Raw genomic sequence first — 24,714 nt, forward strand, 5'->3', positions numbered from 1 at the left:
CCGATCAGATCGACTTCAAACCGATTTCGGCTCGACGAACATCCGGCCCTTCATCTCCATGTGCATGGCGTGGCAGAACCAGGAGCAATAGTACCAGTAAACTCCGGGCTTGTTCGCCGTGAACGAGACGGACGCGGTCGCCATCGGCGCCACTTCCATCTGGATGCCGTAATTCACGATGCAGAAGCCGTGCGTGAGGTCCTCGACCGCATCGATATTCGTGATGAAGACGGTGACCTCGTCACCTTGCTTGACCTGGAATTCCTCCAGACCAAACGCCGGCGCGGTCGACGTCATGTAGACGCGCACCTTGTTGCCGTCGCGAATGACCTTCGAATCCCCTTCGAGATTGATGCCGTCCGCCTTGGCCTGCTTGACCGCATCGGCAAACATCGGATCCGCGCGATCCCAGATCGAGATCGGGTTTATCTTGGAGCGGTGGACGATGGTCGCGTCGTGCGGCTCGGCGAAGCTCGGGCCGTCATGCACGAGCTTCATCTGATCGCCCGAAATGTCGATCAGCTGATCGTTCTCCGGCTTGAGCGGTCCGACGTTCAGGAAGCGGTCCTTCGAGAACTTGTTCAGCGAGATCAGCCATTTTCCATCCGCCTCCTTGGTCTGACCCATCGAGCTATGGTTGTGGCCCGGCTGATAATGCACGTCGAGCTTCTGGATGATGGGATTGACCTTCTCGCCCTTGAAAGCCCGCTTGGCGAGGTCGATGTTCCACTTGCAGACCTGGCTGTCGAGGAACAGGGTGGTGTAGGCGTTGCCCTTGCCGTCATAGGCGGTGTGCAGCGGGCCGAGGCCAAGCTCCGGCTCTGCGACGACGACGTCGCGCGGCTTGATCTTGTCATCGAACAACTGGTCGAACAGGCGTACGTCCATCACCGTCACGGTGGGCGAGAGCTTTCCGGCCGCCACGATATGGATGCCGTCCGGAGCCGTGTTCATGCCGTGCGGATTGTTCGAGACCGGGACGTAGCGCGTGTAGGGCGAGCCCTTGCGTCCGTCGATCACGGGCACGCCGTTCATTTCCTTGAAGTCGCCCTTCTTCACGGCCTCTTCGATCTGCTTGAGGTTGAAGAGCACGACCCAGTCCTGCTCGCTGGCGGTCATCTCGGCCAGCGTGACGCCTTCCTCGCCGTTGTAGCAGGTCGCGAAGGCGTACTTGCCTTGATAGTCGGCGTCGACGTTGTCGAGGTTGCCGCTGACGATCACCTGCCAGGCCACCTTCATGGTGTCGCCGTCGATCGCGCTGAAGATGGAGCGATACTGTTTGGAGTCGTTGAGGATCTTGCCGTCGTTCGGCAGCGGCACTCCATCTTCGCCGTTGGCGAACACATAACCGGTCCGAGGATATTTCTGCACCCTCAAACCGTGCACCGTATGCTGGTTCGGCAGCTCGATGATCTTGTCGCACTTCATCACGTCGAGCCGCACCCGCGCGACGCGGCTGTTGGCCTTGTCGTTCATGAAGGCGTAGCGCCCGTCATAGGTGCCGTCCGTGAACGAAATATGGGGGTGGTGGAGGTCGCCGTTCATGTAGGTGCCGCCGCGATCCTTGAGGAATTCGCGGGTCGCGGGCTGCAGCCCCTCGGTCAGAACCTTGAGGCTTTCATTGGTCTGGCCCCAGCCGGTCGCGCTGCAGCGGTTGAACACCGGAACACGCATCAATTCGCGCATCGACGGAAGGCCGACGATGCGCATCTCGCCGGACTGGCCGCTCGAGAAGAACACGTAATATTCGTCGAGCTCGCCGGGCGCGACCTCGGTCTTCAGCACGGCCGACCGGGCAGGAGGGGCCTTCGGTGCAGCCGCCTTGGTCTGCGCATCCGCAGACGAGACGAAACCGCCGTCCTTCATCGCCGCTCCGCCAGCCAGGCCCACGCCCGCTGCGGCCGCCGTCGTTCCCAGCACAGTTCGTCGGCTGACGCCCTTTGCCTTTTCGTTCTCGCTCATGATTGCCTCCTCGGCTTCCGGTTCAGTTTGGGGGTGGAGAGATGGCGGCTGAAGCGGCGACAGGTTTGCCGCCGGCGGTGATGACGGTCGCCGGACCCTTGCCGCCAGAGCGCATCGCGGGCGAGGACATAGCCGCGAACTTCTCGCGCTTGAGCCGCACCTGGATCATGTGCGGGCAGCGGTGATCGTCGTAATAGAGTTCCTGACAATGCATGCAGTAGATGCACTCATTGACGTTGATATGCCCCTCGGGATGGATCGACTGCACCGGGCATTCCTTGGCGCAGCGTTGGCAGGGTGACCCGCATTCTTCCCAGCGGCGGAGCCATTCGAACGTCCTGATGCGGCCGGGGATCGCGAGTGCGGCGCCGAGCGGACAGAGGTAGCGGCAGAAGAAGCGTTCGATGAAGAGTCCAATGACGAGCAGGGCGACTGCGTAGGCCACGAACGGCCAGCTTCGCGAAAACTTCAGGATGATCGCGGTCTTGAACGGTTCGACCTCGGCGAACCGCTCGGCCATGTCGACCGAATAGAGCGACAGGCCGAACAGACCGAGGAAGATGATGTACTTGATCGGCCATAGCCGTTCATGCAGCCCCCACGGCACCGTTATCTGCGGCACCTTCAGCCATTTCGCGGCCGTGTTGGTGAGCTCCTGGAGCGCGCCAAAGGGACACAGCCAGCCGCAAAATGGGCCGCGGCCCCAGAACAGAAGTCCGCCGGCCGTCGCAGCCCACAGAATGAAGATCAGCGGAGCGGCGAGGAAAAACTCCCAGCGGAAGCCCGTCACCAGCGCATTGGTAAAGGTGACGACGTTGACGACGGAGAGCTGCGCGTTGGCGTACCAGCCGAGCCAGACCAGAACGAGGGCGAGATAGCCCCGCCGCACCCAGGTGTAGAACACCGGGCGGCGCACGAGCAGATTCTGGAAGAAGAAGATACCGGTGAGGGTGGCCAGCATGAACGCGGTGATGCCGATCGAGACGGTGCTCGACCGCCAGATCCGCATCCACAACGGCTCGTCTGCATCCGGGGGCGGGGCGGCCGCAGCGGTGGCCTGCTGCGAGGCCGGAGGCGCCGCGCTCTCCGGTACCGTCACCGCACGCTGCTCGCGGCGTATATAACTGTCGGGCAGGGTGTAGCCGAGATCGAAAGTCAGGAACGCCTTGTCGCGGCCGCCGAGGCTGCGTTGCACCAGCAGTTGAAGCTGCCACGGCTGGGTCGGATCCAGGGTGAACTCAGGCGGGGTGACGAACAGGCCGATTTCCCTGAACTCGGGCGCGCCGACCGCGTCCAGTGCACCAAGCCGGGTGTGGTTGCGGTCGCGGAAGCGGGTGCTGTTGCCTTCCTGCAGGATTTCGATGCGATCGAAGATACCGCCGCGGACGTAGGCTGAACCCTTGAAGGAGTAGGGGCCGTTGCCGGCAACGACGATGGCCTGCTGCCCGGGCTTCAGGCTGTCCTTCAGCCGCTGATAGCCGTCCTCGCCGAGCAGGCTGCGGCCGATCGTTGGCGCGGTCACGAGCGCCACGTAGAGCTCGATGAAGGTATCGCTCGCGTCACCCGGTTCGGGATACTGGCTCGCCGCGGCGCTGCCGGACTTCGCAAAGGCTTCGTTGATATCGCCGATGCCGAGATGAAGCCGGCGCACCGAGCCATCGCCGACGAGGCTTTCCCAGTCGCGCACCTCGCTGCGCGCGAGATCGAGCGTCTTGACGACAGGGGGAAGGGCGGCCGAAGCCGCCGCGCCGTCACCGCCACCGACGCGACCGCTCCGGATGAGCTTTGACGCCGCGCGGACGACACTGTCGCCCATCACCAGCACGGTGACGGTCGCGCCGCTTACGATGTCGACCTGCGGCGGTTTCTCGGCACCACTTGCGACAGGCTTCATGTCCTTGCCGATCAGGGCGTTCATGGCGGCGACGATGCGCGCCTCCGGAATGCCGACCAGCACGATCGGCTCCTTGTGATCGACGAGCTTGATTCCGGTGATGACGCCTTTCGGATCGATCCCGGCGAGCAAGTGAATCGGTTTGCCCGAGTACCCGACGGAGTTCGCGAAATCGGAGTTGAGGAAGACGAATCCCTGGAGCTGGTCGCCGCGGTACACTGGTACGATGGGCGGATCACCTTGCGGCGGCCCGAAACGATCCGCATCCGGGAAAAACTCGGCAGGCGTAATCTTCGGCAGGTATGTTGGTAAGTCACCGGCGGCGCACGCGGGCGAGACGTACGCCAGACACATCAGCAGCAAGCCCGCAAGCGCTAGCGCTGCACGCCTTGTGAAGGCGGTATCGTCATCCGGTCGCTTCAACATATCGATTCAAATGCGATCTGCGCGACCCACCGGGACGCGCGGGCCTTGAGATTCTTCTTCGATGATTTGTCGTCGCTGACGTGTCAAAGTCATCGCGCGTGCCCACATCTGTCAAGGCCAGCGAAAATATTTGTATTCGCGCTGAGCTGAATCAGAAGCCTGCATTTGGAGTCCTTGCCATGCCATTCCTGCGCACTTCATTGCTGAGCGCTGAGCCCGCAGGTGTATTGCAATCGCTCGACGAACTCTTTGCGCTAGCGCATGCAATGGAGCAGGAGGCAGCCAAAAGGTATGATGCTCTTGCTGAAGACATGCGCGGGCAGGGTAAGGATAATCTCGCTGACGTGTTCACGAAGCTCGCGGCCGCCGAGCGCGAGCATGTCGACAGCGTCACACGCTGGTCGCAATCGCGGCGCGGCAAGATCCCGGATCCCACTATGGTGCGCTGGGAGGCGCCGGAAACGCTCGCCCCGGAATCCGCCGCTGAGGTCAAAACGTCGCGCTTGATGACGCCGTACCGCGCGCTCGCGATGGCGGTCCGCAACGAGGAGCGCGCCTTTGCGTTCTGGTCCTATCTCGCCGCCTATTCCGATGACCGCGATATCAAGAAGGCGTCCGAGGCAATGGCCAAGGAAGAGCTCGGCCATGTCGCGACGTTGCGGAAGGAGAGGCGCCGCGCCTATCATCGCGAGCACGAACGGAGCGGCGCCGAGGCATCGTCCGTGCCTCTGCGGCAAATTGATGCGCAAAGGCTCGAGCTTCGCCTGGTCATGCAGCTCGGCGACATGGAACAACGCCTGAGCGGGCCAGCAGCAATCCGGACCCGGGACATTCGCCAGCAGACGATCGAGATGGTCGACGCCACCGTGGGCCTCGGGAGCTATCCGGCATCCATGGAGCACAAAGGTCCACTGGAGATCGCCGAAGCGCTGGTCGACGGCTACCTCGACGGCGCCGAGCGGTCGAGCGACGCGGCCCATCTCGAACGCCTGCAGCAACTTGCCGAGCGCGCAATCTCGCGGCTGGCCTGGCTCCGATCGCTTTCGCCGGAGTGACGCGCTGCTGCACTCCAGAACCGCATAGCCGCATCGGTGGCCGCACGTCCTTCGCCGGCGGAACAGACGCACAGGTTTGGCGATGGGGGCTCAGTTCAGGCGAGATCCGACTGGCAGGTCGCAAGCGGCTCTAGCCTAATCCACGATTCGCATAAGGTATATTATGGAATATCTTTATATACAATCAGATCAGTTATTTAGACGGAATTCCTGTCACCGCACCTTCGCCGAAGCGCGATTTTCAGTCCGGGGCCTCGACGCCGCCCCGGTTCTCGACGGCTACTGTGCATGGGGTTGTTTTTCAGATTTTTGAATCCGGCCCATCTCTGCGAAAGCCGATGTTGCCGTGACCTTGTCCGGCTGCAATAAGCGAGGCCTCGCGAGATCGCAGATGACCTTCAGGCCGTCCGTCCGTATAGGTTTGCGTCTCAGAACAACAACAAACTTCCGAGGAAGCAGACCCATGAGTTTTTCCCGACGCACGCTTCTCAAGGCCTCCGCCGCGACCGCGGTCCTGGGCGGCATCGGTGCGCCCCATGTGGCCCGCGCCCAGAGCGCCGAGTTCACCTACAAATACGCCAATAACCTGCCGGACACCCATCCGCTGAACGTACGCGCCAAGGAGATGGCGGCGGCGATCAAGACCGAGACCAACGGCAAGTTCGACCTCCAGATCTTCCCGAACAACCAGCTCGGGTCCGACACCGACATGCTGAGCCAGATCCGCTCCGGCGGCGTCGAGTTCTTCACGCTGTCGGGCCTGATCCTGTCGACCCTGGTGCCGGCGGCCTCCATCAACGGCATCGGCTTCGCGTTCCCGGACTACGACACGGTCTGGAAGGCCATGGACGGCGACCTCGGCGCCCATGTCCGCGGCGAGATCAAGAAGGCCGGCCTCGAGGTCATGGACAAGATCTGGGACAACGGCTTCCGCCAGACCACCTCGTCGAGCAAGCCGGTCACCGGGCCTGATGACCTCAAGGGCTTCAAGATCCGCGTGCCGGTGTCGCCGCTGTGGACCTCGATGTTCAAGGCGTTCGACGCGGCGCCCGCCTCGATCAATTTCAGCGAGGTCTATTCGGCGCTCCAGACCAAGATCGTCGAAGGCCAGGAGAACCCGCTGGCGATCATCTCGACCGCCAAGCTCTACGAGGTGCAGAAATACTGCTCGCTGACCAACCACATGTGGGACGGCTTCTGGTTCCTGGCGAACCGCCGCGCCTGGGAGAAGCTGCCGCAGGACGTGCGTACCGTCGTCGCCAAGAACATCAATGCCGCTGCCGTCAAGGAGCGTGAGGACACCGCCAAGCTCAATGCCAATCTGCAGCAGGAGCTCGCGGCCAAGGGCCTCACCTTCAATCAGCCCACGGTCGCGCCGTTCCGCGACAAGCTGCGCACCGCCGGCTTCTATGCTGAGTGGAAGGGCAAGTATGGCGACCAGGCCTGGGACCTCCTGGAAAAGGCAGTCGGCAAGCTGTCGTAACGCGTTGGGGCCATCATGGCTCATGTCGAGGTCGAGGTGACCGCAGTGGTGGGCGAGGCGGCGTTTCAGTCCCCTCGCCGACCTTCCGTGCTGGCTTCGATCGAGCGCGCGCTCGGTCTCGTCGTCGAAATCCCGGCGGCGATCCTGGTCGTCGCCGAGATCGTGATCCTGTTTGCAGGCGTCGTCGCGCGCTACGGCCTGCACCGGCCGCTGATCTGGTCGGACGAGCTTGCCTCGATCCTGTTCCTATGGCTCGCCATGCTGGGCGCGGCGGTGGCGTTCCGCCGCTCCGAGCACATGCGCATGACCGCGATCGTCGCCAGCGCCAAGCCTGCCATGCGGGCCTATCTGGACCTGGTCGCGACCTCAGCGGCGCTGGCGTTCCTGGTCCTGATCGTCTGGCCCGCCTGCGACTACGCCTATGAGGAAAGCTACATCACGACGCCGGCGCTCCAGATCTCCAATATGTGGCGCGCCGCCGCGCTGCCGGCCGGCATCGGCCTGATGGCCGTATTTGCCTTGCTGCGGCTGCTGCGCGCGGCCGATTACCGGATGGTCGCAGCCGCCGTCGTCAGCGTTGCCCTCATCATCGGCCTGTTCTGGCTGGCGGGGCCGTTGCTGCGGCCGCTCGGCAATCTCAACCTCGTTATCTTCTTCGTCGGCGTCGCCGGCTTCTGCGTCTTCGCCGGCGTTCCCATTGCGTTCGGCTTTGGCCTTGCAATCTTCGGCTATCTCGCGCTGACGACGCGGACGCCGGTCATGGTGCTGGTCGGGCGGATGGACGAGGGCATGAGCCACCTCATCCTGCTCTCGGTGCCGCTGTTCGTATTCCTGGGGCTCCTGATCGAGATGACCGGCATGGCGCGGGCCATGGTGGCGTTCCTGGCGAGCCTGCTCGGCCATGTCCGCGGCGGCCTGCATTACGTGCTGGTCGGCGCCATGTATTTGGTCTCGGGCATATCAGGCGCCAAGGCCGCGGACATGGCGGCCGTTGCGCCCGTGCTGTTTCCGGAGATGAAGCAGCGCGGCGCCAAGCCTGGCGATCTCGTCGCGCTTCTTGCCGCGACCGGAGCCCAAACCGAGACCATCCCGCCGAGCCTCGTGCTGATCACGATCGGCTCGGTGACGGGCGTTTCGATCGCCGCCCTGTTCACCGGCGGCCTGCTCCCCGGCGTCGTGCTCGCGATCACGCTCTGCATGCTGGTGTGGTGGCGCTACCGCCACGAGGACATGACTCACGTGCGCCGCGCCAGCGGTGGCGAGATCGGCAAGACGTTCATCGTCGCCCTGCCCGCGCTCGCACTGCCCTTCGTGATCCGCTACGCCGTGGTCGAGGGCATCGCGACCGCGACCGAGGTCTCCACCATCGGCATCGTCTATGGCGCCCTGGTCGGCCTCCTCGTCTACCGCCGCTTCGACTGGTCGCGGCTGTTTCCGATGCTGGTCGAGACCGCGGCGCTGTCGGGCGCCATCCTGCTGATCATCGGCACGGCGACCGGCATGGCCTGGGGCCTGACCCAATCAGGCTTCTCGCGCTCGCTGGCGGCGGCCATGACCGGATTGCCCGGGGGAGCGGCGACCTTCATCGCCGTCTCGATCCTGGCCTTCACCATCCTCGGCAGCGTGCTGGAGGGCATCCCGGCAATCGTGCTGTTCGGCCCACTGCTGTTTCCGATCGCCCGGGCCGTCGGCGTGCACGAGGTGCACTACGCCATGGTGATCATTCTCGCCATGGGCATCGGACTATTCGCCCCGCCCTTCGGTGTCGGCTATTATGCCGCCTGCGCCATCGGACGCGTCGATCCGGCCGAGGGCATCCGCCCGATCTGGGGCTATCTGCTGGCGCTGCTGGTGGGGTTGATCATCGTCGCGATCTTCCCGTGGATCTCGATCGGATTCCTTTGAGGCGTTTGACGGAGGGTGTCGATGAGTGAGCGGCAGAACCAGTACAATATCGGCCTCGACAGGACACCCGCTAACTACGTGCCGCTGAGTCCGCTCAGCTTCCTCGCGCGCAGCGCCGCCGTGTATCCCGATCATGTCAGCACGGTCTATGAGGGCCGCAACTTCACCTGGGCGCAGACCTATGAGCGTTGCAAGCGCTTCGCGTCCTGGCTCGCGCGCAAGGGCATCGGCGTCGGCGACACCGTCGCGGCGATGCTGCCGAACATCCCGGCGATGAACGAAGCGCATTTCGCGGTGCCCATGACCGGCGCTGTGCTCAACGCGCTGAACATCCGCCTCGATGCGCCCTCGATCGCGTTCCAGCTCGACCATGGCGGCGCGAAGATCATCCTGGTCGATCCCGAGTTCTCGGGCGTCATAAGTGACGCGTTGGCGCAGATGAGCGGGCCAAAGCCATTCGTCGTCGACGTCGACGACGCATCATTCAAAGGCGGCAGTCGCATCGGCGAGATCGAATATGAAGCCGCAGTCGCGGAAGGCGATCCTGCGTTCACGGCGATCCCGCCGCAGGACGAGTGGGACGCGATCGCGCTGAGCTACACCTCGGGCACGACCGGAAATCCCAAGGGCGTCGTCACCCATCATCGCGGCGCCTATCTCAACGCCGTCAGCAACATCCTTGCTGGCAATCTCGGCCAGCATCCGGTCTATCTCTGGACGCTGCCGATGTTCCACTGCAACGGCTGGTGCTTTCCCTGGACCATCGCGGCATCCGCCGGCATCAATGTCTGCCTGCGCAAGGTCGAGCCGACCAGGATCTTCGAGCTGATCAAGCAGCACGGCGTCACCCACATGTGCGGCGCGCCGATCGTCTACAACACGCTGATCAACGCACCCGACGCGCCCAAGGGCGGTGCGGCCCGCCGCGTCGTCGGCCTGATCGCCGGCGCTGCACCGCCGGTCGCGGTGCTCGAAGGCGCCGAAAGCATCGGCATCAAGCTGACCCATGTCTACGGCCTGACCGAGGTCTACGGCCCCGCCTCCGTCTGCGCCGAGCAGCCCGGCTGGGACGAGCTTCCACCGGCCGAACGCGCGCGCATGAAGCGCCGGCAGGGCGTGCCCTACCCGCTCGAGGAAGGCGTCACCGTCATCGATCCGCAGACGATGCAAGAGGTGCCGCGCGACGGCGAAACCATCGGCGAGGTCATGTTCCGCGGCAACATCGTGATGAAGGGCTATCTCAAGAACGAGAAGGCGACCAGGGAAGCATTCGAAGGCGGCTGGTTTCACACCGGCGATCTCGGCGTGCTCGACGAGCACGGCTACGTCATCATCAAGGACCGCTCCAAGGACATCATCATTTCCGGCGGCGAGAACATCTCCTCCGTCGAGGTCGAGGACATCCTCTACAAGCATCCGGCCGTGCTGTTCGCCGCCGTGGTCGCGAAGCCCGATCCGAAATGGGGCGAAGTGCCCTGCGCCTTCGTCGAGCTGAAGGACGGCGCCAGCGCGAGCGAAGCCGACATCATCGCGTTCTGCCGCAAACACATGTCGGGCTTCAAGACGCCGAAGGCGGTCGTGTTCGGGCCGATCCCGAAAACGTCCACGGGCAAGATCCAAAAATTCCTGCTGCGCAACGAAGTGGGATCGGTGAAGGCGATTACGGCCTGAACGTCGTCTGAGAGTCTTCCGCCCGCACGAGCACGTGGCGGGCGGAAGACATCAGTCCTCACATCTTCTTGTAGGCGTCGACGACCGCCTGGCCGTCGGCCCCCGCCTTCTTGAGCCAGTCGGTCGTAAGCTGTTCGCCGATCTTCTGGAAGCCGGCCTTCAACGCCGGGCTCGGCGGCTCGACGGTCATGCCTTTGGCCTTGAGCTGATCGATGTACCAGGTGCTCTTGTCCTGCCAGGCCTTCCAGCCACGCGTCTCCGCCGTTGCCGCCGCCTTCAGGATGGCTTCCTGGGTCGGCTTGTCGAGCGCGTCGAAGGCGGCCTTGTTGACGAAGGTGTAGTCCTTGGGAATCCAGGCCTGCACGTCGTAGAAATACTTCAGCGACTCCCAGGCCTTCGCGTCGTAGCCCGTGCCGCCCGAGGACATGAAGGAATTCACCACGCCAGTGGCAAGCGCCTGCGGCAGTTCCGCCGCCTGAATCGTGACCGACTGCGCGCCGACCAACTCGCCGATGCGCGCGGTGCCGACGTTATAGGCCCGCCATTTCAGGCCCTTCATGTCTTCGATCGAGGCGAGCGGCTTGTTGACATAGACCCCCTGCGGCGCCCAGGGCACCACGAACAGCAGCTTGAGACCCTGCGCATCGAGCTTCTTGGCGATTGCAGGCTTGGAAGCCTGATACAGCTTCATCGCGTCCGGGAAGCTGGTCGCCAGGAACGGCACGACGTCGACGCCGAACAATGGATCTTCGTTCTCGTGGATCGAGAGCAGCACTTCGCCCATCTGCGCCTGCCCGGTCACCACCGCGCGCTTGATGTCCGGTGCCTTGAACAGCGAGGCGCCGGGATGAACCGTGATCTGGAGCTTCCCGGACGTGGCGGCTTCGACGTCCTTGGCGAAGGCGACCAGGTTTTCGGAGTGCGGATTATCTGCAGGGTACGCTGCCGGCAGATTCCATTTGGTTTGCGCCAAAGCGGGTGTCGCAGCCGCCACGAGGCCCGCGATCAAGGATGCGCGGAATAAACGAGACATCATCGGACTTTCTCCTCACTCAATTTGAAAACCGGGTGCGATCAATCTGGGAAAGCGAGCTTGGGCAGGAACATCACGATCTGCGGATACTCCGTGATGATGAAGACGGCCGCCAGCAGCAGGATGAAGAACGGAAACGCCGCCCGCGCAACGGTGAAAGTGTCGCGCCCGCTCATGTTCTGGAGCACGAAGAGATTGAATCCGACGGGCGGTGTGATCTGGGCCATCTCGACGTGGATGATGAGATAGACGCCGAACCAGACCAGATCGAGTCCGGCCTGCCTGACCATCGGCAGCACGATGACGGCGGTCAGTACGATCATCGAGATGCCGTCGATCAGGCAGCCGAGGATGATGTACATGATGCTCAGATACAGCGCGAGCATGCCAGGGGTGAGCTGCTGTCCCTGGACCCAGGTGGCGAGCGCCGCCGGAATGCCCGTATAGGCCATCGCGGCGGTGGTGTAGGCCGCGCCTGCCAGGATCAGCATGATCATGCAGGTCAGGCGCGTCGCGCTCATGATGCTCTCGAGAAAGTTCTTGCGCGTGAGCGTGCCGCTCCACCAGGCCAGCAGCAACGCGCCCGTAACGCCCCATGCCGCGCATTCCGTGGCGGTCGCAAAGCCCAGCACCAGCGAGAAGAAGACCGCCATGATCAGGAGCATACAGGGCGCGAGCTTTGCCGACTCCCGCAGCTTCTGTCGGAATGGCATCGGCGGATCGCGCGGCGGGACCTTCTTGGGATTGAGCAGCGACCAGATGATAATGTAGCCCGAATAGAGCGCCATCACGAGTACGCCCGGCAGGAATCCGCCGAGGAACACCTGCAGCACGGAGACATTCGCCGTGACCGCGTAGACCACCATCGGGATCGAGGGTGGAATCAGGAGGCCGAGCGTGCCCGAGCCTGCGAGGGAGCCCAGGCTCAAGCCCTTGTCGTAGCCACGCTTGTCGAGTTCGGGCAGCGCGATCTTGCCGATCGTCGCGCAGGTCGCCGCCGAGGAGCCCGACACCGCCGCGAAGATGCCGCAGCCGATCACGTTCACATGGGTCAGACGTCCCGGCAGCCACTGAACCCAGGGCGACAGGCCCCGGAACATCTCTTCCGACAACTTTGTGCGGAACAGGATCTCGCCCATCCAGATGAACAGCGGCAACGCGGCCAGCGTCCACGACGCGCTGGCGCTCCAGGTGGTGGTGGCGAGCACGGCGCCGAGCGGCAGGCTGGTCGTCAGTGCCATCGCCACGAAGCCGACGAGCCCGAGCGACACCGCGATCCAGATGCCGCTTCCCAGCAGCAGGATCATGACGCCGAGCAGGACGAACGACAGCTCGATCATGCCGAGATTGGCCATGGTCAACCTCCGCCGCCCTGCGAGATGCGCTCGACGAATTCTTCCGGCGTTTCGTCCGGCGAGCCCTTCTCGTAGCTCGGCCGGCTGCCGCCGACGACATTGGCCATCTCATCGATCATCGCGATCGACAGGATCGCAAGTCCGCCGGCGAAACCGAGCTGCGGAATCCAGAGCGGAAGCGCGACGACGCCCTGCGCCACATCGTTGAAGCGCCAGGAATCGTAAGTCATCTGCACGGCATAGCGGGTGAAATAGAGAATGAAGGCGGTGGCGATACCGAGGGCCACGATCTCCGCGATCTGCTTGGTCCGACCATGCAGGCGTTCCAGCAGCAATCCGACGCGGATCATCTCTCCGCGCTTGAAGGTGTGCGCAAGGCCGAGGAACGCCATCGCGGCCATGCACCAGGACGCGAAATCATCACCGGCGGGAATGTTGATCGCAAACTGGCGCCCGACCGACATCGCCATCATGATCGCAAAGATCGCAACCAGGAAGACGCCGGCGGCGTAGCCTGCCCCGAGATAAAGGAGATCCAGAGCGCGGCGCACCAGTCCCCCTGCCGTTACGTCGTCCCCTGTCACGCGATCCCCATCTCACATGTGGGCGATACAGCCGAACCGGCGGTCACATATCTCGTGCCGCCGATCCTCTTCAATATCGCTCTTGCCCAACGTCTGTCTTTCAGACGTTAGATCAACATGATGCAATAGGTGCAAGCAAGGACCATGCCTGCCTGTGGCGGGAATTTCTACCGCAGGTTCAGTGCGTCTCCAGCCGCAGCCCGTCAAAAGCCGGCACGACGCCCGCGGGCAGCGATTGCCGGATGACTTCGTAATCGACGTCAGCCGTCATGTTGGTGATGACCGCGCGCTTTGGCTTGAACCGTTCGATCCAGGACAGCGCGTCGTTGATGCTGAAATGGCTGACATGGTTGGTGTAGCGCAGGCCGTCGACGATCCAGAGGTCCAGATTTTCCAGCGCACCCCAGCTCTCGCGCGGGATGTCGTTGAGGTCGGGCGTGTAGGCCGCATCCCCGATGCGATAGCCGAGCGCGGGAATGTTGCCGTGCTGCACCAGGAAGGCCGTCAACTCCACGGCGCCGCCCTTCCCCAGTACGGTCTGGCTTTCGCCCGCCTCGATCGAATGCCGGGTCAGGATCGGCGGATAATCGCTGCCCTCCGGCGCGATGAAGCAATAGGAGAACCGCGACAGGATGTCCTTGGCCGTCGATTGGTTGAAGTAGGTCGGGATACGACGGCGCATGTGCATCACGACCGAACGCAAATCGTCCATGCCGTGGGTCTGATCGGCATGCTCATGCGTCAGGAACACCGCGTCGATGTGATCGACATTGGTCGAGAGCAATTGCTCGCGCAGGTCCGGCGAGGTGTCGATCACGATGCGCGTGGTGCCGTGCTCGGAGGTCCGTTCGACCAGCAGCGAGCAGCGGCGACGGCGGTTCTTGGGATTGTTGGGATCGCAGGCGCCCCAGCCCAGCGCCGGGCGCGGCACGCCGGCGGAGGAGCCGCAGCCCAGGATCGTCAGCGTCAGCGTCATGCGGCTCCCGGTTTCAAGCTTTCACCTTCGAGAACAGGCGGAAGAAGTTTTCGCTGGTCTGGCGCGAGATCTGGTCAAGCGATACGCCGCGCGTCTCGGCCAGCACTTTGGCGACCTCGACCACATAAGCGGGCTCGTTGCGTTTGCCCCGGAACTTGCCGGGCGCAAGATAGGGCGAGTCCGTTTCGACCAGGATGCGATCGGCCGGCAGTTCGGCCGCCAGCGCCCGCAAAGTCTCTGATTTCTTGAAGGTCAGGATGCCCGTGAAACCGATATAGAGCCCGAGCGACACCGCCTTCAGCGCCAGCTCGCGCCCGCCGGTGTAACAATGCAGCACGGCACGAAACGCGCCCTTGGCCGCCTCCTCTTCCAGGATGCGCGCGCAGTCCTCGTCGGCTTCGCGGGTGTGGATCACCAGCGGCAGGCCGGTGGTGCGGGCGGCGGCGATGTGGGCGCGAAAGCCCCTCGCCTGCGCCTCTGGCGAGCCGTTGTCGTAAAAATAGTCGAGCCCGGCTTCGCCGAGCGCGACGACCTTGGGATGCTCCGTCAGCGCAACCAACTCATCCGATGCGATACCGTCCTCCTCATCCGCATTGTGCGGATGAGTGCCGACCGAGCAGTAGACGTCGTCATAGCGCTCAGTGATGGCCAGAAGCTGGTCGAGCTTCCGCACCCGGGTCGAGATCGTGACCATGCGGCCGATGCCGGCCGCGCGTGCCCGCGACACGATCCCGTCGAGATCTTCCGCAAAGTCCGGAAAATCCAGATGGCAGTGGCTGTCGACCAGCATCGCGCAAACGCCCTAGGCTGCCGGCTCGATATAGCGCGGGAATGCCGGCGTCGGCGCCGGCAAGGTCGAGCCGGGTGCAATGCGCTTGGCACCGCCGAGCATGGCGAAGTTGCGCTCGCCGTCGGGGATGCCGAGGCTGTCGAGCAGCAACCCCGAGGCGGTCGGCATCGCGGGCTGCGCCAGGATCGCGATCTGGCGCACGACTTCGGCCGTGACGTAGAGCACCGTCTTTTGCCTGGCCGGGTCGGTCTTGGCGAGCGCCCACGGCGCCTCGCCCGCAAAATAGCGGTTGGCCTCGGCAACCACGGCCCAGACGGCGTTGAGCCAGTGATGGATCTGTTGCGTCGCCATGGCCGCGCGCGATGCGGCGACCATGCCGTCGGCCATCGCCAGGATTGCCTTGTCGTTGTCGCTGAATTCGCCGGGCTCGGGCAGCACGCCGCCGAGTTGCTTGGCGATCATCGACAGCGAACGCTGCGCGAGGTTGCCGAGATCGTTGGCGAGATCGGCGTTGATGCGCGCCACGATGGCCTCGTGATTGTAGTTGCCGTCCTGTCCGAACGGCACCTCGCGCAGGAAGAAATAGCGCACCTGGTCGACGCCGTACTGGTCGGCAAGGTTGAAGGGATCGACGACGTTGCCGACCGACTTCGACATCTTCTCGCCCCTGCTGAACAGGAAGCCGTGGGCATAGACCCGCTTCGGCAGCGGAATCCCGGCCGACAGCAGGAACGCCGGCCAATACACCGCGTGGAAACGGATGATGTCCTTGCCGATGATGTGCACGTCGGCCGGCCAATAACGCCAGTTTCCGTCGTTCTCATCGGGGAAGCCGACGCCGGTGATGTAATTGGTCAGCGCGTCGACCCAGACATACATCACGTGCTCTTCGTCACCAGGCACCTTGACGCCCCAATCGAAGGTGGTGCGCGAGATCGAGAGATCACGCAGGCCGCCTCTGACGAAGCTCACCACCTCGTTCTTGCGGGAGTCCGGCCCGATGAAGTCAGGCTGGTCCGCATAGAGCTTCAACAGCTTGTCCTGGTATGCCGACAGGCGGAAGAAATAGCTTTTCTCCTCGACCCATTCGACCGGCGTGCCCTGCGGGCCGAGCCGGACGCCGTCATCGTTCAAGCGCGTCTCATCCTCGGCGTAATACGCCTCGTCCCGCACGGAATACCAGCCGGCATAGATGTCGGCATAGATATCGCCGTTCGCTTCCATGCGCCGCCAGATCTCCTGGCTGGAGCGATGATGCTGCTCCTCGGTGGTGCGGATGAAGCGGTCGAACGACACGTTCAGACGCTCGTCCATCTCTTTGAAGCGACCGGCATTGCGGGCAGCGAGCGCGGAGACGGCCATGTTCTCGCCGGCCGCCGTCTGCACCATCTTCTGGCCGTGCTCGTCGGTGCCGGTCAGGAAGAACACGTCCTTGCCGTCGAGCCGCGCAAAGCGGGCCAGCACATCGGTCGCGATCGCCTCATAGGCGTGGCCAATATGCGGACTGCCGTTGGGATAGGCGATGGCGGTCGTGATGTAGAAGACATTGTCGCGCGCGGGGGCGGCAACGGGCACGGTAGCCCTTGGTGTGGCTGCGGGCGCTGCGGCTTGCGGAGCTGCAGCGGGCTTCGGCGCGCGCGGGGCCTTCGGTTTGGCAGCCTTCGGCGGCGTGGCGGCGGGGGCCGGCGCTGCGATCACAGGCGCGACCACCCTCGCCTTCTTGGCCACCGTCTTCGCAGGCGACTTGGCGGGGTTCTTGGCTGATTTGTTGGCTGGCTTCTTGGCGGCCTTCTTCACAGCCTTCTTGGCGACAGCCGGCTTCTTCGCAGCCTTCTTGACCGCCTTCTTTGCCGTCTTCACGGCGCTCTTCCTCGCGCCCTTCTTGGCCGTGGCCTTCTTGGTCTTCTTGACTTTCTTGGCTGCCTTGGCGTTGGCCTTGGACGCACGCGCCTTCACGGCCTTCTTTGCGGCTTTCTTCGCAGCCTTGTTGCGGCCCTTGCCTTTGGCAGTTTTCTTAGCTCGCGTTGCCACGACGAATTCCTTTACCGGCTTCTCGAAATCTGGAGACGAACCTGGGTTCGATTATTGATTTGCGCATGATCTTTCGGAAAACCGCTGCGCACTGTTCCGGATCATGCTTTAGCGCGTTGCGTCCGCCAGCCAGCCAAACACCGAGAAAACCAAGGGCTTTCGCTCCAGATTGTAGGTTTCGGTGTCGCGCGCGGCGCGGACGATCTTTTCCCATACCTCGGCTAGGCGCGCAAGGCGCGGCAAGTTCTGGTTGGCATTGGCCTCGTCCGCATGCAGGCGTTCCGCGATCCAGCGATCGATCCCGTCGATGAAGGCCGCGAGCGCGACGCGGTCGCTGGTGCCGAGCGAATCGCCGAGCGTGTGCAATTCGCGCGGATCGACCTGCGGCAGGCGCGCGAGCAGCGCCGCCGTGCGCTGCTGAAGCTTGAGCGCATCGCCGCCGAGGAGCGTCAGAGCCCGTGCAACGCTGCCCTCGGAGGCCTCCGCCGCCTCGCGCAGCGCAGGATCGTTCGGATCGAGCTCGGCCGCCGACGCCGCCGCCCCGATCACGTCATTCGTGGCGAGCGATCGCAGGCGCAGCTTGCGACAGCGCGACTGGATCGTGGCGAGCACGCGCGCGGGCGCGTGGCTCACCAAGAGGAACAGCGATCGCTGCGGCGGTTCCTCGAGAATTTTCAGTAGCGCGTTGGCTGCATTCGGATTGAGCTCGTCGACGGTGTCGACGATGCAGACGCGCCAGCCTTCGGCCGCGGCGGTCGAGCCGAAGAAGCCGATCGTCTCGCGCGTCTCGTCCACGGTGATCACGGTGCGCATCACGCCGCGATCGTTGGCGGTACGCTCCAGCGTCAGCAGGCCGCCATGCGAGCCGGCCGCCACCTGCCGCGCCACGGCGTCATCAGGATCGATCGCGAGGTCTTCGGCGCCCTGCACGGGAGGCGCAAGCGGTTGACCATGGGCTAGCACGAAGCGCGCCATGCGATAGGCCAGGGTCGCCTTGCCGATGCCCTGCGGCCCGCCGATCAGCCAGGCGTGAGGGATGCGGCCGCTGCGATAGGCCGTCAACAACGCGGTCTCCGCCTCGCGATGACCGAACAGTTTCGATGTCTCGCGCGGATGCGGAATGGCGGTTTCGCGCTCGGTCTGACGCGGGCTCATACGGAAACCACCGAGGCTGGTGTGGGAAGGAGACGATCGCGCAGCGCCGTCCAGACACGGCCTGCGACCGTGTCAGGGTCGGAATTGGCGTCGATCAGCACGCAGCGTGCGGGATCGTCCTCGGCAATCTTGCGATAGGCTTCGCGCAGGCCCTGGTGAAAACCGAGCTTCTCGCCCTCGAACCGGTCCGGGGTGCTGTTGCCGCGGCGCGCGGCGGCGCGTTGCAGGCCGATCTCGACCGGCAGGTCGAGGATGATGGTGAGGTCCGGCTTGAGATCGCCGATCGTGACCCGCTGCATCGCGTTGATCAGGCCCTCAGGCACTTGGCCGAGGCTACCCTGATAGGCCCGCGTCGAGTCGGCGAAGCGGTCGCACAGCACCCAGGTGCCCTGGTTGAGCGCAGGCAGGATCACGGTGCGGACATGGTCGTCGCGCGCGGCGGCGAACAGCAGCGTCTCCGCCTCGGGGCCGAGCAGCTTGCCCATGCCCGACAGCACCAGATGACGCATGATCTCGGCACCCGGCGAGCCGCCCGGCTCGCGCGTGACGCGGATGCGCAGCTTTGCTGCCTTGAGACGGTCGGCAAGCTTCTTGATCTGGGTCGATTTGCCAGTGCCCTCGCCGCCTTCAAAGGTGACGAAGCGTCCGCGTCCGGACGGCCGCTGTAGCGCGCTCTCACTCATGATCAGAGCTTCTCGGCGCCTGCGCGGAACATGCCGATCACGAGCTCGCTGGCGCCGTCGATCGCGCGTCGCACGGTCGAGCCAGTGCCGATCGCTTCGGCCGCATAGACCGGCGTCTCCACCGCGATGTTGCCGCTGCGCCAGACCTTGACCACGCCGACCCGTTGGCCGGCCTCGACCGGCGCCCGCACCGGACCGCTATAGACGACGCGCGCAATCAGCTTGTCGCTGCCGTTCTTGTGCACCATCACCTTCACCGGAGTCTTGGCGACGAGCTTGACCGAACGGCTCTCGCCGCCGAACACCTTGGCGTAGCCGACCGGCTGCTCGGCCGCGATCAGCGTGCGGGTCTCGAAATTGCGGAAACCCCATTCCAGCATTTTCTTGGCTTCCGTGGCGCGATCCTCGGGGTCGTCCAGGCCGTTGACGACGACAATCAGCCGCGTGCCGTTCTGCACGGCCGAGCCGACCATGCCGTAGCCGCCCTCCTTCGTATAGCCGGTCTTCAGACCGTCGGCGCCTTCCATCGAATTGAGCAGCGGGTTGCGGTTGGGCTGGCGGATCTTGTTCCAGGTGTACTCCTTCTCGCCGAACAGTTTGTAGAATTCGGGGAAGTCCAGGATGATGTGCCGGGCGAGGATTCCGAGCTCGCGCACCGTCATCTTGTTGGCGGGGTCGGGCAAGCCGTTGGAGTTGCCGAAGGTCGACCTGGTCATGCCGAGCTCGCGGGCGCGCTTGGTCATGAAGTCCGCCGCGAAGATTTTCTCGTTGCCGGCCATGGCTTCGGCGAGCGCGATGCAGGCATCGTTGCCGCTCTGGATGATTGCACCATGCAGGAGATCGTCGACAGAGACCTTGCTGTTGATGGCGGCAAACATGGTCGAGCCGCCTGAGGGCGCGCCGCCCCGGCGCCAGGCATTCTCGCTGATCCGGTACTCGTCGGTGAGCTTGATGTCGCCCTTCTTGATGGCATTGAAGACGACTTCCGCCGTCATCAGCTTCATCATGCTGGAGGGCGCGCGCAGTTCGTCGGCGTTCTTCTCGAACAGCACGCTGCCTGAGGAGGCCTCGATCAGGATCGCGGTCGGGGCGTCGCCGTCGAAGCCGGCATCATCAGGCTTCTTGGCGCCCTGGATGCTCTGGTTGGCGGCCAGAAGCGCCCCGATCCAGCCGATGCTTGCCACCAGAATCGCGGCGACCAGCCCGCGCGCCAGTGTTCCGGCTGTGAGCCAGTTACGACGAAGCAAAGGAAGACGAAATGCCATGGCGAAGCCCTGAGAGAGGCGTTCTAACAGTTGGAACAGATGCGAACAACACGCGGTTCGACGCCTGTCCCTGAGATTGCACGATTCTCGCCGCGCCCCTATCGTGGCGCCTTATGTTTCTCGACCAAACCCCTGAAACAAGGCGGAAAAGCGATGTCTTCCACCCGCGTGATCAAGGCCAACGGCATCGATCTCTTCATCCGCGAAGCCGGCCAGGGTCCGCTGGTGGTGCTGTGCCATGGCTGGCCGGAGCTGTCCTATTCCTGGCGCCACCAGATCCCCGCGCTGGCCGCGGCCGGGTTTCACGTCGTCGCCCCCGACATGCGCGGCTACGGCCAGAGCGCCGCGCCGCCTGAGGTTGCCGCCTACTCGATCTTCGACACGGTCGGCGACGTGGTCGGCCTCGTGCAGGCGCTCGGCGAGACCAAGGCGATGGTGGTCGGCCACGACTGGGGCGCGCCGGTCGCCTGGCACGCGGCGCTGTTCCGGCCCGACATCTTCACCGCGGTCGCGGGCCTCAGCGTGCCGCCGCCGTTCCGCGGCCGGGGCAAGCCGCTCGACCTCTTGCGCCAGGGCGGCGTCACCAATTTCTACTGGCAGTATTTCCAGGCACCCGGCGTCGCCGAGGCCGAGCTGGAACGCGACGTCGCCCGCACCATGCGCATCGTGCTCGGCGGACGCGGCCTTGCCGATCCCACCGCCGCCATGTTCGTGCAGGAGGGCAAGGGCTTTCTCAGCCACGCGACCACGGAGGAGCCGCTGCCCGGCTGGCTCAACGAGACTGATCTGGCCTATTTCACCGAGAGCTTCCGCAAGTCGGGCTTCCGGGGCGGGCTGAACTGGTACCGCAACATCGACCGCAATTGGGAGCTGACGGCGCCCTGGCAGGATGCGCAGATCCATCAGCCCTCGCTGTTCATCGCTGGCTCCCGGGACGCCGTCATCACCGGCCTGATCGGCGCCAAGCGCGTCCAAGAGCTCGAGCGCGTGCTACCCAACCTGAAGCAGAAGCTGATCATCGAGGGCGCCGGCCATTGGGTACAGCAGGAACGGCCCGACGAGGTGAATGCGGCGCTGGTGCAATTCCTGAAGGAAAGCGCGGCCTAGTAGAGCCCGCGGCCGCTCAGGATGCTGCGGGCCTCGGCGGCCCCGTCCGCCGATGACGGCGCGTTCTCGGCGGCGTAGCGGCCGTCCTCGTCATAGGACACGGCGCGGGCGTTGTGGACCGCCCGACCCCGGCTGCGGCTCGAGGCCGACATTTCCGAGGTCGCGTTGAGCGAGGCCATGTCGGCGGAGGTGGTGCCGAGATTATAGGGCCGCCCCTCCGGCATCGGCACGTCGCCGCGAATGGCACCGCGGCTCGATCCCGGCAATTCCGGCACGAAGGGCTTGGCCGAGGCGACCCGGACCATCGAGGGCGACGGCGCCGGAACGCCGGTGCGCAGGGTCGCCAGAAGCTGGCGGTCGTCGGAGCCTTCGAGCGGCGCCCGGCCGACATATTCGACGCGGACCTTGGCGACGCCGTTGCCTTTGAATTCAAGCAGTTCGGCGGCCTTGTTCGAGACGTCGATGAGGCGGTTACCGTGATAGGGCCCGCGGTCATTGACGCGGACGATCAGCGACTTGCCGTTCGAGACATTGGTCACCCGCGCATAGGACGGCATCGGCAGGGTCGGATGCGCCGCGGTCAGCGAAGTCATGTCGAACACTTCGCCATTGGCGGTCAGGCGACCGTGGAAATCATCGCCGTACCAGGACGCCATGCCTTCGGCGCGATAGTTGACGTCCTCCTCCGGCACATAGGTCCGGCCGGCCACGACATAGGGCTTGCCGACGCGGTAGGTGCCGCCGCCCTTCGGGACCGGGTCCCCGAATGCCACGACCCGGGGGCTCGAGGACACGCCGTATTTCGGATCGACGCGGTTGGCGAATTTGTTGGAGGAGGCGCAATTGGCCAGCGCAACGCAGGCCGCGACCGCCGCAGCACCACGCGCGGCCCGCAAAACCGAATCTGACCGTCGGATCCCCATGCGCCCCAAATACCACTTTGCCGGAGGCGTACCCACCCCGCTTTGGCTACGGGGAGCGCTGTCCGGTCCTTTAATCCGAGGCGGCCCACCACCGCGTCGGATGCGGTAACGATAACGCAACCCGAACACGGCGGAAATGGGGAGCCCACAGCGATCCCGCCGGGATGGTAAACGAGACGTTCGCATTTTTCCGTTGTTCTACGGAGCGATGGCGCCAACTCTGTGCCACGGCTGGACATTCTGTTGCGCCAAATCCTCACTCCACCCCCATTGTCGCTGCCTTCACTGGAATTCTTTTGACTGTGCAAGGCCGCACGCGTTCTCTCGGATGCAAGGGCGGGATTTGGAATTTAACGATGATCGAGACGGTTTCGGCACTGATGGGTCTGGTAAGCGCGGGGATCTTCCTGGCCCATGCGTTTGAAGGTTACCGCACGAGGGCCTAGGGGCACTCGCGCGATCGGCAAGCATCACCTCTTTCAAGCGGCGCGTTCGGACAATTTTGATCGATCCGACCGAGCATCGAAAACGAGAGCGGCAGGTGTCACATGCGTAACCATGACCTGGTATCTGACGGCTTCCTGGCATTGACCGCCGGCGGCTTGGTTCTGCTCTGCTCGAGCCTCGTGGCACTGGCGTTCGCCTGAGCCCCGCTTCCAGCACAGCTCCAGCGCGGCGCATCACGCGCCGATGTCCCCGCTCCCGATCTGTTGATTGAATTCCCGCGTTCGGTGCCTCGACCCATTTCCAGAGGCCATCACCAACGAGGGTGACGCAAATGCTTGCCGAGAAATTCTTCCTGGTCCTGGAATCCCTGATCCGCGGCGACCGCACCTATCCTGACGGCAGCCCCCGGGTCATCAGCACCTCCCCGCACGTGCCGGTCAGGCTGCCGGCGCAGAAATAGCCGGCGTCAGGCGCCGCTCAGCGCAGGCCCAGCACGGAGCGGCGATAGCGGCCGTCGCGGGCCTCGTTCAGGCAGACGAAGCTGCCGTCGACCCCCTGCCCGTACCGCTTTTGACCCTTGCGGTAGTAGATGCCCTTCCTGAAGTCGAGCCAGACCACCTTGTCGTGCGGGCAATGACGCTGCGCCTGCGCCTCGTAGCGAAACGGCGTCAGCGGTGTCGCCGAGACCTCCGCGGTGCTCGCGCCAATCATGATCGCGCCGGCGAGCGCGATGCCACCGGACCATCTGCGAAAGCCGCTGCTCGTCACTCCCCGCCTCCCGATCCACATTGTCGCGCGATGGCCGTTCGGCACGCTAGCACGAAATGGCGCGATCCGCCGACGGCAGGACGCGCGGCGCGTCTTCCGCCGGCCGTGTTATCGGGCTAGATGAAAGCGAGATCGTTCGATTGCGAGGACGCAGCCTGAATGTCGGTTGAGCCTTCACCCCAATCCGAGCCCCGCACCGAACCCCGTTCGCCCTCGCCGCGCCTGGGCCTGCTGCCGATGATCATCTTCGGCTCGCGCTGGCTGCAGCTGCCGCTCTATCTCGGACTGATCGTGGCGCAATGCGTCTACATCGTGCTGTTCCTCAAGGAGCTCTGGCACCTCTCCTGGCACGCGATCGATCTCACCGAGCAGCAGATCATGATGAGCGTGCTGGCGCTGATCGACGTCGTGATGATCTCCAATCTGCTCGTGATGGTGATCGTCGGCGGCTACGAGACGTTCGTCTCGCGGCTCGACTTGCAGGGCCATCCCGACGAGCCGGAATGGCTCGGCCACGTCAATGCGAGCGTGCTCAAGATCAAGCTCGCCATGGCCATCATCGGCATCTCCTCGATCGCGCTGCTGCGCACCTTCATCGAGGCCGGCAATCTCGGCTCGAACCGCGCCGGCTTCACCGAGACCGGCGTGATGTGGCAGGTGCTGATCCACCTCACCTTCATCGCCTCGGCGATCGGCATTGCCTATGTCGACAAGCTTGGTGACTCCGGCACGCGCAAGCATGCCGAGTGAGGTTACCAACGTCGGCCTTATTGCTTGTCCACTTCGAGCTGCACCAGCGCCTGGTGCAGGCACTCCTGAAGCTTCAGCGCGACCTGCTCACGCGCGATGCCCTTGGCGGCGAGATCGCCTGACACCTTGTCCACGACATCGGCGATCGCCCGGCTCTCCAGATGGTCCGTCACCAGCGTGGTCGCGTAGCTTGCCGCGGCATCGCCGCTGAGCCCGAGCTGGCCTGCAGCCCAGAGCCCGAGCAGCTTGTTGGACCGGGCGGTGGCCTTGAACATGAACTCCTCGTCGTGGACGAATTTGGCCTCAAAGCCCTGCTCGCGCTTGTCGAACGTGGTCATGGTCAGCTCCATTTGCACTTGCGCTGATGGTGTCGGACTGGCTGGGGGCGAACGTCTCCGTGCTTCACGTCAGTTCGGATCAGTTGAAGCTTCCGGCGGAAGCCAAACGCCGT

Annotated in this window: 21 protein-coding genes; 7 read left to right on the plus strand and 14 right to left on the minus strand. The window is 64.2% G+C overall.

Annotation, left to right across the window (positions count from 1 at the left end; all coding sequences use genetic code 11):
* Positions 1 to 15: 15 nt before the first annotated feature.
* Both nosZ and RAD04_RS24325 read right to left on the minus strand, forming a co-directional pair.
* Positions 16 to 1,962 (minus strand): TAT-dependent nitrous-oxide reductase, encoded by a 1,947-nt coding sequence (gene nosZ / locus RAD04_RS24320; protein WP_461625799.1) that lies wholly within the window; start codon positions 1,960 to 1,962, stop codon positions 16 to 18.
* Between the two features lie 22 nt (positions 1,963 to 1,984).
* Complete coding sequence (locus tag RAD04_RS24325; RefSeq protein ID WP_461625946.1) at positions 1,985 to 4,210, minus strand: 4Fe-4S binding protein; 2,226 nt, start codon at positions 4,208 to 4,210, stop codon at positions 1,985 to 1,987.
* 251 nt (positions 4,211 to 4,461) lie between these two features.
* Here RAD04_RS24325 and RAD04_RS24330 point away from each other — a divergent pair, with 251 nt between their 5' ends.
* The 4 genes from RAD04_RS24330 (at position 4,462) to RAD04_RS24345 (ending at position 10,396) form a co-directional block, all read left to right on the plus strand.
* Positions 4,462 to 5,337, plus strand: coding sequence for a ferritin-like domain-containing protein (locus tag RAD04_RS24330; RefSeq protein ID WP_461625800.1), 876 nt, complete (start codon positions 4,462 to 4,464; stop codon positions 5,335 to 5,337).
* A gap of 463 nt (positions 5,338 to 5,800) precedes the next feature.
* On the plus strand, positions 5,801 to 6,820 hold the full coding sequence (locus RAD04_RS24335) for a TRAP transporter substrate-binding protein (RefSeq protein WP_104462647.1): 1,020 nt from the start codon (positions 5,801 to 5,803) through the stop codon (positions 6,818 to 6,820).
* Between the two features lie 15 nt (positions 6,821 to 6,835).
* Positions 6,836 to 8,725 carry a TRAP transporter large permease gene (locus RAD04_RS24340; protein ID WP_461625801.1) on the plus strand — a complete coding sequence of 630 codons (1,890 nt, stop codon included), beginning with the start codon at positions 6,836 to 6,838 and terminating at the stop codon, positions 8,723 to 8,725.
* A 21-nt stretch (positions 8,726 to 8,746) separates the two neighbouring features.
* Positions 8,747 to 10,396, plus strand: coding sequence for an acyl-CoA synthetase (locus tag RAD04_RS24345; protein ID WP_461625802.1), 1,650 nt, complete (start codon positions 8,747 to 8,749; stop codon positions 10,394 to 10,396).
* Positions 10,397 to 10,454: 58 nt separating this feature from the next.
* Here RAD04_RS24345 and RAD04_RS24350 read toward each other — a convergent pair whose 3' ends face one another.
* The 9 genes from RAD04_RS24350 to RAD04_RS24390 all read right to left on the minus strand — a co-directional run bounded on the left by RAD04_RS24350 (position 10,455) and on the right by RAD04_RS24390 (position 20,268).
* Entirely contained in the window at positions 10,455 to 11,432 is a 978-nt protein-coding gene (locus tag RAD04_RS24350) for a TRAP transporter substrate-binding protein (RefSeq protein WP_461625803.1), read from the minus strand.
* A 38-nt stretch (positions 11,433 to 11,470) separates the two neighbouring features.
* Positions 11,471 to 12,784, minus strand: coding sequence for a TRAP transporter large permease (locus tag RAD04_RS24355; RefSeq protein ID WP_461625804.1), 1,314 nt, complete (start codon positions 12,782 to 12,784; stop codon positions 11,471 to 11,473).
* 2 nt (positions 12,785 to 12,786) lie between these two features.
* The gene (locus RAD04_RS24360) at positions 12,787 to 13,335 is read right to left on the minus strand and encodes a TRAP transporter small permease (RefSeq protein ID WP_461625805.1); all 549 of its coding nucleotides are present in this window, start codon (positions 13,333 to 13,335) and stop codon (positions 12,787 to 12,789) included.
* Between the two features lie 211 nt (positions 13,336 to 13,546).
* Complete coding sequence (locus RAD04_RS24365; protein ID WP_461625806.1) at positions 13,547 to 14,344, minus strand: MBL fold metallo-hydrolase; 798 nt, start codon at positions 14,342 to 14,344, stop codon at positions 13,547 to 13,549.
* 13 nt (positions 14,345 to 14,357) lie between these two features.
* Positions 14,358 to 15,134, minus strand: a complete 777-nt coding sequence (locus RAD04_RS24370) for a TatD family hydrolase (RefSeq protein ID WP_461625807.1) — start codon at positions 15,132 to 15,134, stop codon at positions 14,358 to 14,360.
* Between the two features lie 12 nt (positions 15,135 to 15,146).
* Positions 15,147 to 17,165, minus strand: coding sequence for a methionine--tRNA ligase (gene metG, locus RAD04_RS24375; RefSeq protein WP_461625808.1), 2,019 nt, complete (start codon positions 17,163 to 17,165; stop codon positions 15,147 to 15,149).
* Between the two features lie 108 nt (positions 17,166 to 17,273).
* Positions 17,274 to 18,320, minus strand: coding sequence for a DNA polymerase III subunit delta' (locus RAD04_RS24380; RefSeq protein WP_461625809.1), 1,047 nt, complete (start codon positions 18,318 to 18,320; stop codon positions 17,274 to 17,276).
* Entirely contained in the window at positions 18,317 to 19,003 is a 687-nt protein-coding gene (gene tmk / locus RAD04_RS24385; protein ID WP_018320476.1) for a dTMP kinase, read from the minus strand. Before tmk ends, RAD04_RS24380 begins: the two co-directional genes overlap by 4 nt.
* 2 nt (positions 19,004 to 19,005) lie before the next feature.
* The gene (locus RAD04_RS24390; protein WP_461625810.1) at positions 19,006 to 20,268 is read right to left on the minus strand and encodes a D-alanyl-D-alanine carboxypeptidase family protein; all 1,263 of its coding nucleotides are present in this window, start codon (positions 20,266 to 20,268) and stop codon (positions 19,006 to 19,008) included.
* A gap of 153 nt (positions 20,269 to 20,421) precedes the next feature.
* Between RAD04_RS24390 and RAD04_RS24395 the strand changes: the two genes are divergently transcribed.
* On the plus strand, positions 20,422 to 21,375 hold the full coding sequence (locus RAD04_RS24395; protein ID WP_461625811.1) for an alpha/beta fold hydrolase: 954 nt from the start codon (positions 20,422 to 20,424) through the stop codon (positions 21,373 to 21,375).
* Here the strand turns inward: RAD04_RS24395 and RAD04_RS24400 are convergent.
* Positions 21,372 to 22,298, minus strand: a complete 927-nt coding sequence (locus tag RAD04_RS24400; protein ID WP_461625812.1) for a septal ring lytic transglycosylase RlpA family protein — start codon at positions 22,296 to 22,298, stop codon at positions 21,372 to 21,374. The genes RAD04_RS24395 and RAD04_RS24400 overlap by 4 nt on opposite strands.
* Before the next feature lie 778 nt (positions 22,299 to 23,076).
* Between RAD04_RS24400 and RAD04_RS24405 the strand changes: the two genes are divergently transcribed.
* Positions 23,077 to 23,205 carry a hypothetical protein gene (locus tag RAD04_RS24405; protein WP_018320480.1) on the plus strand — a complete coding sequence of 43 codons (129 nt, stop codon included), beginning with the start codon at positions 23,077 to 23,079 and terminating at the stop codon, positions 23,203 to 23,205.
* Between the two features lie 17 nt (positions 23,206 to 23,222).
* Here RAD04_RS24405 and RAD04_RS24410 read toward each other — a convergent pair whose 3' ends face one another.
* Positions 23,223 to 23,513, minus strand: coding sequence for a hypothetical protein (locus tag RAD04_RS24410; RefSeq protein ID WP_461625813.1), 291 nt, complete (start codon positions 23,511 to 23,513; stop codon positions 23,223 to 23,225).
* 159 nt (positions 23,514 to 23,672) lie between these two features.
* On the opposite strand from RAD04_RS24410, the gene RAD04_RS24415 reads away from it, so the two are divergent.
* On the plus strand, positions 23,673 to 24,263 hold the full coding sequence (locus tag RAD04_RS24415) for a TIGR00645 family protein (RefSeq protein ID WP_461625814.1): 591 nt from the start codon (positions 23,673 to 23,675) through the stop codon (positions 24,261 to 24,263).
* Positions 24,264 to 24,280: 17 nt separating this feature from the next.
* Here the strand turns inward: RAD04_RS24415 and RAD04_RS24420 are convergent, their stop codons facing one another.
* Positions 24,281 to 24,601 (minus strand): DUF1476 domain-containing protein, encoded by a 321-nt coding sequence (locus RAD04_RS24420; protein ID WP_461625815.1) that lies wholly within the window; start codon positions 24,599 to 24,601, stop codon positions 24,281 to 24,283.
* Positions 24,602 to 24,714: the final 113 nt, after the last annotated feature.

Source organism: Bradyrhizobium sp. 25ACV (genome assembly GCF_054863005.1).

Coding starts and splice junctions, on each gene's coding strand:
- RAD04_RS24370 (WP_461625807.1), bottom strand. CDS start 15,134: ATGCTGGTCGACAGCCACTGCCATCTGGATTTTCCGGACTTTGCGGAA.
- RAD04_RS24330 (WP_461625800.1), top strand. CDS start 4,462: ATGCCATTCCTGCGCACTTCATTGCTGAGCGCTGAGCCCGCAGGTGTA.
- RAD04_RS24400 (WP_461625812.1), bottom strand. CDS start 22,298: ATGGGGATCCGACGGTCAGATTCGGTTTTGCGGGCCGCGCGTGGTGCT.
- RAD04_RS24405 (WP_018320480.1), top strand. CDS start 23,077: ATGCTTGCCGAGAAATTCTTCCTGGTCCTGGAATCCCTGATCCGCGGC.
- RAD04_RS24340 (WP_461625801.1), top strand. CDS start 6,836: ATGGCTCATGTCGAGGTCGAGGTGACCGCAGTGGTGGGCGAGGCGGCG.
- RAD04_RS24345 (WP_461625802.1), top strand. CDS start 8,747: ATGAGTGAGCGGCAGAACCAGTACAATATCGGCCTCGACAGGACACCC.
- RAD04_RS24415 (WP_461625814.1), top strand. CDS start 23,673: ATGTCGGTTGAGCCTTCACCCCAATCCGAGCCCCGCACCGAACCCCGT.
- RAD04_RS24395 (WP_461625811.1), top strand. CDS start 20,422: ATGTCTTCCACCCGCGTGATCAAGGCCAACGGCATCGATCTCTTCATC.
- RAD04_RS24380 (WP_461625809.1), bottom strand. CDS start 18,320: ATGAGCCCGCGTCAGACCGAGCGCGAAACCGCCATTCCGCATCCGCGC.
- RAD04_RS24390 (WP_461625810.1), bottom strand. CDS start 20,268: ATGGCATTTCGTCTTCCTTTGCTTCGTCGTAACTGGCTCACAGCCGGA.
- nosZ (WP_461625799.1), bottom strand. CDS start 1,962: ATGAGCGAGAACGAAAAGGCAAAGGGCGTCAGCCGACGAACTGTGCTG.
- tmk (WP_018320476.1), bottom strand. CDS start 19,003: ATGAGTGAGAGCGCGCTACAGCGGCCGTCCGGACGCGGACGCTTCGTC.
- RAD04_RS24335 (WP_104462647.1), top strand. CDS start 5,801: ATGAGTTTTTCCCGACGCACGCTTCTCAAGGCCTCCGCCGCGACCGCG.
- RAD04_RS24325 (WP_461625946.1), bottom strand. CDS start 4,210: ATGTGTCTGGCGTACGTCTCGCCCGCGTGCGCCGCCGGTGACTTACCA.
- RAD04_RS24420 (WP_461625815.1), bottom strand. CDS start 24,601: ATGACCACGTTCGACAAGCGCGAGCAGGGCTTTGAGGCCAAATTCGTC.
- RAD04_RS24350 (WP_461625803.1), bottom strand. CDS start 11,432: ATGATGTCTCGTTTATTCCGCGCATCCTTGATCGCGGGCCTCGTGGCG.
- RAD04_RS24355 (WP_461625804.1), bottom strand. CDS start 12,784: ATGGCCAATCTCGGCATGATCGAGCTGTCGTTCGTCCTGCTCGGCGTC.
- RAD04_RS24365 (WP_461625806.1), bottom strand. CDS start 14,344: ATGACGCTGACGCTGACGATCCTGGGCTGCGGCTCCTCCGCCGGCGTG.